Origin of the sequence: Streptomyces rubellomurinus, from assembly GCF_000961885.1 — a bacterium.
Classification (GTDB): Bacteria; Actinomycetota; Actinomycetes; order Streptomycetales; family Streptomycetaceae; genus Kitasatospora; species Kitasatospora rubellomurina.
On the sequence record NZ_JZKH01000170.1, the window covers coordinates 1 to 6,329 of the forward strand.

Here is a 6,329-nt window from a genome sequence, read left to right on the forward strand (position 1 = left end):
TCTCAAGGAACGGACGCTTCCTTCGAGCCGCCTTCCAGCGGGCCCTCCGGGCTTCGTTCTTTCGTGTTTCCAGCTTATCAGATGTTTTCCGCTCCGTTTCCGGGGCTTCGTCATCCAACTCGCCGGTGTCTTCCGGGGCTTGACGCCCTGTCCGACGTTTCAAACTCTAGCCGATCCCCGCTCCGAAAAGCGAATCCGGCCGAGTCCGACCGCAATCCGATAAAACGCGCACACCGAATAAGCACCCTGCCGCGACGCGAAAACGCAAACGCGACCCAGCGCGAACCAGGAAGTGGTGTTTCGAAGGATTGGCTACCCCGGGACCGTCCGCGCAGATGCGTGTCCGGTGCTCCCTGCCAGGCAGCTCGAAGAACACTAGACCTCTGGCACAGCCGAGTCAAGCTCCGCAACCGGATTCTCGGCCTCCGCCTCGGCCGGCAGCTGGAAGGCCAGGACGGCCACGTCGTCGTCGTGCTCCGAGGTCACCCCCATCGCGCGGAGCAGGCGGGCGCAGATGACCTCGGGGGCGCCGATCGCGCCGGTGAGGGTGCGGGCCAGGAGGTCGAGGCCCTGGTCGATGTCCTCGTCGCGGCGTTCGACCAGGCCGTCCGTGTAGAGGACACCGGTGGTGCCGGGCAGCAGGCGCAGGGTGTGGGAGACGTGGAGGCCGCCGCCGGTGCCGAGCGGCGGGCCGTTCTGTTCCTCGCTGCGCAGGACGGTGCCGTCCGGGCAGCGCAGCAGCATGGGGAGGTGCCCGGCGGAGGCGTAGGTGAGGGTGCGACGGCACGGGTCCCAGACGGCGTAGGTGCAGGTGGCGATCTGGTTGGCGTCGATCTCCATGGCGATGTCGTCGAGCAGGCGCATCACCTCGTGCGGGGGCAGGTCGAGGCGGGCGTAGGCGCGGACGGCGGTGCGCAGCTGTCCCATCACCGCGGCGGCCCGCAGGCCCCGGCCCATGACGTCGCCGATGACGAGCGCGGTGCGTCCGCCGTCGATGGCGATGACGTCGTACCAGTCGCCGCCGACCGCGGCCTCGGCGCCGCCGGGCTGGTAGGTGGTGGCGACCCGCAGGCCGGCGGGCTGGTCGAGCTTCTGCGGGAGCAGGCTGCGCTGGAGGGTGACGGCGGCTTCGCGCTGGCGGCGCTCGGCCTCGCGGAGCCGGGCGGCGGCGAGGACCTGGTCGGTGACCTCGGCGGCGAAGATCAGGACGCCTGCGGGCGGGCCGTCCGCCGGGGTGTCGCAGGGGCCGAGCGGGACGCAGGAGACGTTGTAGTAGCGGTTGCCGGTGAGGCCGAGGATGCAGCGGGCCTTCACACTGCGGGGGCGGCCGCCGCGGATGACCTGGTCCATCAGCGGGAGGACGCCCATGGTGCCGAGCTCGGGGAGGGCTTCTCCGGCGGGCAGGCCGGTGCGGCGGTCGCCGAAGAGCTCGCGGTAGGCGCGGTTGGTGTAGCCGAGCTGGTGGGCCGGGCCGTAGGTGACGGCGACCGGGGCGGGGATGCGGTTGAGGACCTCGCGCAGGTGCTGGGGCTTGAGGGGGTCGAGGAGTTCGGCGACGGTGGCCGGGTTGCTCGGGTCCCGGGGGCTGGGGACGACCACGGTGTCGGCGGAGGGCGTGCCCTCGTCGGTGCCGGCCCCGTTGGACGGGGTGGCACGCCAGGGGACTCCGGTGAGCCGGGCGCTCCAGCGCATGAGGTTCAAACGACGGCCGCTTCCTCGTTTTCCAGTCATATCATCACTTTTTGTGCGCACAGCAGCACACGGGGTAATGACCAGTTCGGGCTGATCCTGTCAGGCCGTGGCCCGATTCCGGAAGTCGCGCGCCCGGCGTGGCCGTCCGAACCGCCCCCGGGCGGAATCGTCGGCGCCGCTCACCGGGGCGCTTCCGGTCCGCTGCCGGGCGGCCGGCCCGGCCCGGGGTCGAACCCCGCCTCGAACTCCGAACGCCCGTACTCGACGCCGCCGAGCGAGACCACTTCGCGGGAGAACACCCCGCCGAGCACCCAGTCCATCAGCACCCGCACCCGGCGTTCCCGGCTCGGCAGCCGGCGCAGGTGCCGGGCCCGGTGCAGCCACCAGGCCCGCCGCCCGGTGAGCCGGCCGCCGCGCCGGGTGTGCGTGACGGCCCGGCCCAGGCCCAACGAGGTGGAGCAGGCGGCGGGGCCCGGCCGGTACGGGGCCAGGCCGGGCGCGTGCGGTCCGCCGTCCAGGGCCACCGCGAGGTTGCGGGCGAGCAGGTCGGCCTGCGCGAAGGCGTGCTGGGCGTTGGGGGCGCAGGGCGCGCCGTCCGCGTTCGGGTCCGGTACGGCGGCGCAGTCGCCGACCGCCCAGACGCCGGGCAGCGCCCGCCCGTCCGGTCCGACCGCCTGCAGGGTGGCCAGGCAGCGGACCCGGCCGTGGGTGTCCAGCGGCAGGTCGGTGTCGCGCAGCAGCGGGGAGGGGCGCACGCCCGCCGTCCAGACCAGGGTGCGGGCCCCGAAGCGGCTGCCGTCCGAGAGCGCCACGACTTGGTCGACGGCGGACTCCAGAGTGGTCCGCAGGCGGACGTCGACGCCGCGTTCGCGCAGCTCGCCGAGGGTGTGGGCGGCGAGGTCGGGCGACTCCTCGGCGAGGATCCGGCCGGTGGCCTCGACCAGGACCCAGCGCAGGTCCTCGGCGGCGACGTTGTGGTACTGGCGGACGGCGGTGCGGGCCATGTCCTCCAGTTCGGCGAGCGCGCCGACGCCCGCGTAGCCGGCGCCGACGAACACGAAGGTGAGCGCGGCCTGGCGCAGCGCGGGGTCGCGGGTGGTGGCGGCCAGGTCGAGCTGTTCCAGGACGTGGTTGCGCAGGTCGACCGCCTCGCCGACGGTGGAGAAGCCGCGGCCGTGCTCGGCGAGGCCGGGCACCGGCGCGGTGCGGGGCGCCGAGCCGGCGGCCACCACCAGGAGGTCGTAGGGGAGTTCGACGGGTGCGGGGGGCTCGCCCGGCCCGGCGGCGTCGGCGAAGGCCCGGCGGGTCGCGTGTTCGATGCGGGTGATCCGGGCGGTGAGCACCCGGCAGTCGGGCAGGGCCCCGCGCAGCGGGACGACGATGTGGCGGGGGTCGATCGAGCCGGCCGCGACCTCGGCCAGCAGGGGGTGGTAGGTGAAGTAGGCCCGGGGCTCGACGACGGTGATCTCCGCTTCGCCGCGCCGGATCCGGTCCCGCAGACCGCGCTGGAGGTTCAGCGCGGCGGCCGTTCCGGCACAGCCGCCGCCGGCGATCAGGATTCGGATGGTGCACCTCCTGACGATGTGACGATTCGTCCCGGCCTCGCGGCCGGGGGCGTCCCCCCATCACGCCCCCCTATGAAGGACCTGCGGGGGCGGTCTTGTCCACAGCCCGTACGGCCCCGGTCGTGGCGGCCGGGGCCGGAGTGGCCAGTTGTGCTGCCCGGACGACTTTCTGACGCACTTTCGGACGCGAAGAGGCGTGAACTATGGTCGGATTGTGTACCGGAGCGGCCACCGCCACGACCATCGGCGGCGACGCACCGTGGATCGGCCACTACGGCCTGTTCCAGTGTCGGCGCGCGGACCCGACTGCGGGGCAGTCATCCGGGGAAGGGTAGTTCCCGGACGAGGCCCCGGACCGGGCCGACGCGCCGGGCCGGACCACCCGGCCCGGCCGCACGAACCACCACCGTGGTCGACGGGACGGGACGGGCCGCACGAGCGATGGATCATCGGGTCTTTTCTGACGGATCGAGCTGCACCGGGGGGTGCAGAGGCGGGCGACGACGGGTACTGGTTTCGGACGCCTGCGGGGGAGAGTTGGGATGATGGAGCAGAAGCAGGTGTTGGGGCGGGTGGACACACCGCACGCGGGCCAGGGCACGGTTCCGGAGCAACGCGGGCCGGTGGACCTGCCGCCGCCGTTCGATGCGGCGCGGTCGGACTCCGTACCGGCCGTTCAGGCCACCCAGGCCGTTCACGTCACTGCGTCGGGAGCGCCGGCCGCCTCCTACGCGGGTGCGCCGTACCGCGCGGAGCCGCCGCAGGCCGCTCCGCCGCTGCCCGGGGCCCGGCTGCGGGTGGATGCCCGGCGGAACCTGGAGAGCGTGCTGCGGGCCGCCCGCGAGGTGTTCGGCGAGTTCGGCTACGACGCCCCGATGGAGGAGGTGGCGCGCCGGGCCGGGGTCGGGGTCGGCACCGTGTACCGGCGCTTCCCGAGCAAGGAGGTGCTGGTCCAGCGGATCGCCGCCGAGGAGGTGGCCTGGCTGACCGACCAGGCCCGGGAGTCGCTGTACGGCGGGGACGGCGCCTGGGAGGCGCTGGCCGGCTACCTGGCGCGGGCGGTGAGCACCGGCGCCGGGCGGCTGCTGCCGCCGGAGGCGTTCCGGTACGCGGAGGAGCTGGGCCGGGTGCCCGAGCCGCGGCTGCCGGAGCAGCCGGCCGCCGTCCCCTTCGACCCGCGCGACGAGGACGAGCGGTCCGACGCGGCGGGCGAGCCCTCGGCGGCGGACGCCGATCCCCGGCTGCTGCTGCAGTTGCTGGCCGCCCTGGTGGCGCGGGCCGGCGCGGCGGGCGAACTGCGGCCGGGCGTCACGGTGTCGGACGTGGTGCTGGTGCTGACGGCGTCGGTGCCGGTGCACGCGGCGCGGACGGCCGTGGCGGGCGGCGGCTTCGGCGCCGGGGCTCCGCAGGCGGACGGTCAGCCCGCCGCCGGGCCCTCGGACCGACTGCTGCAGATCCTGCTGGACGGCCTGCGGGCGCGCTGACCCGGGTTCAGGGGCGGTCCGGCCCGGCTTCGCAGGTGTCGGACGGGCAGCGGGAGTTGAGCGGACCACCGGCGCGCGGCCCCATCACGCGCGCCGGGTGCGTGCGGCGCGCAACAGCCCGTCGCACGGGGGGCGAACACATCCGCGACGGCCCCACGGAAGAGTGGGTACCGGCCGGTCCGGCTACCGGCCCGCGCTGCGCTATGCCATCCTTTGCCCGTGGTTGGAGCCAATGTCCGGATGCGCGCCCTTCGCGCGCCGTCGGCGCCGCACGCCCGGGAACAGTGCGCCTGCGCACTCCCGCGCGCCCTGCCACACTACGGGGGCTGTCGTGGAGTCTGGGGTCCGTTGTGAGCGCCGAGGAACAGAACGACTACGGGTACGGCCTCGACTTCGGGGGCCCGTCCGGTAGTACGGCCGAAGGGTCCGCCGCGGGCCCCGGCGGTGCCGCCCACGCCCCCGGCGCCGCAGCCGGTCCGGGCGCCGGACACGTCCCCGACCAGGCCGGGATGCCCGACCGCGAGTCGCTGTCCGCCGCTCCGCTGCCGCCGGGCCGGGTGCCCGGCCAGGCCCCGGCCGGGCGCGGCGGCGTCGCCCCCGAGGCCTTCGTCGGCGGCGGCCGCCCCGTCCGCCCCACCGTGCCCGCCCCCGCCGACCCGGTGGACGGCGAGCGCCCGCCCGCCGACGCCGAGTTGACCGCCCGGGTCCGGGCCGGCGACGACACCGCGTACGAGGAGATCTACCGCCGGCACGCCGACTCGGTGCGCCGCTACGCGCGCACCTGCTGCCGGGACAGCTTCACCGCCGAGGACCTGGCCGGCGAGGTCTTCGCCCGCACCCTGCAGGCCCTCAGGGCGGGCAAGGGGCCGGACTTCGCCGTCCGCGCCTACCTGCTGACCGCCGTGCGCAACGTCGCCGCCGCCTGGCACCGCAGCGAGCGGCGCGAACAACTCGTCGACGACTTCTCGGTGTTCGCGCAGACCTCGGCCGCCGTCGCCGAGTTCGACCTGGCCGACCCCGGCGCCGACGCCTGGGCGATGGCCATGGCCGACCAGCGCATGGTGATGCAGGCCTACGCCGAACTCCCCGAGGACGACCGGGTGGTGCTCTGGCACACCGAGGTCGAGCGGGAGTCCCCGAAGACCGTCGCCGTGATGCTCGGCAAGACCGCCAACGCGACCGCCGTCCAGGCCCACCGGGCCCGCGACCGGCTCGCCGCCGGCTTCCTGCAGGCCCACGTCTCCGGCAGCCAGGACAGCTCCTGCGCGTCGTACGCCAACCGGCTCGGGGCGTACGCGCGCGGCTCGTTGCGCAAGCGGGCCTCGGCGGAGGTCGGCCGGCACCTCAAGGAGTGCGACCGCTGCACCGCGGCCTGCCTCGAACTGACCGAGATCAACACCGGACTGCGCGGGCTGCTGCCCGGCGGCGTGCTGGTCTGGATCGGCGTCGGCGGGGCCGGCGCGGCCGCGGCCGCCGTGGGCGGGGTCGCGGCGGTCGGCGGCGCGACGGTCGCGGCCGGTGCCGGTACGGCCGGTGCCAGTGCGGCCGGTGGCGGCGCGGCCGGTGGCGGCGCGGCCTCCGGAAGCGG

The 6,329-nt window shown here is 75.1% G+C and carries 3 protein-coding genes and 1 pseudogene; 2 read left to right on the plus strand and 2 right to left on the minus strand.

The genetic code is table 11. From position 1 onward, the window contains the following. Nucleotides 1–426: 426 nt before the first annotated feature. Both VM95_RS36620 and VM95_RS36625 read right to left on the minus strand, forming a co-directional pair. A pseudogene (locus VM95_RS36620) lies at nt 427–1,701 on the minus strand (PP2C family protein-serine/threonine phosphatase); the annotation flags it as partial. 170 nt (nt 1,702–1,871) lie between these two features. After that, nucleotides 1,872–3,257, minus strand: a complete 1,386-nt coding sequence (locus tag VM95_RS36625; RefSeq protein ID WP_045705445.1) for an NAD(P)/FAD-dependent oxidoreductase — start codon at nt 3,255–3,257, stop codon at nt 1,872–1,874. 545 nt (nt 3,258–3,802) lie between these two features. Between VM95_RS36625 and VM95_RS36630 the strand changes: the two genes are divergently transcribed. Together VM95_RS36630 and VM95_RS36635 are read left to right on the plus strand one after the other, a co-directional pair. After that, nucleotides 3,803–4,741, plus strand: a complete 939-nt coding sequence (locus VM95_RS36630) for a TetR/AcrR family transcriptional regulator (protein ID WP_078861148.1) — start codon at nt 3,803–3,805, stop codon at nt 4,739–4,741. A 350-nt stretch (nt 4,742–5,091) separates the two neighbouring features. Then, a partial coding sequence (locus VM95_RS36635; protein WP_157882300.1) for an RNA polymerase sigma factor occupies nt 5,092–6,329 on the plus strand: 1,238 nt, incomplete at its 3' end.

Bases quoted from the DNA above. Each gene is read 5' to 3' on its own strand.
- VM95_RS36630 (WP_078861148.1), top strand. From the start codon at position 3,803: ATGGAGCAGAAGCAGGTGTTGGGGCGGGTGGACACACCGCACGCGGGC.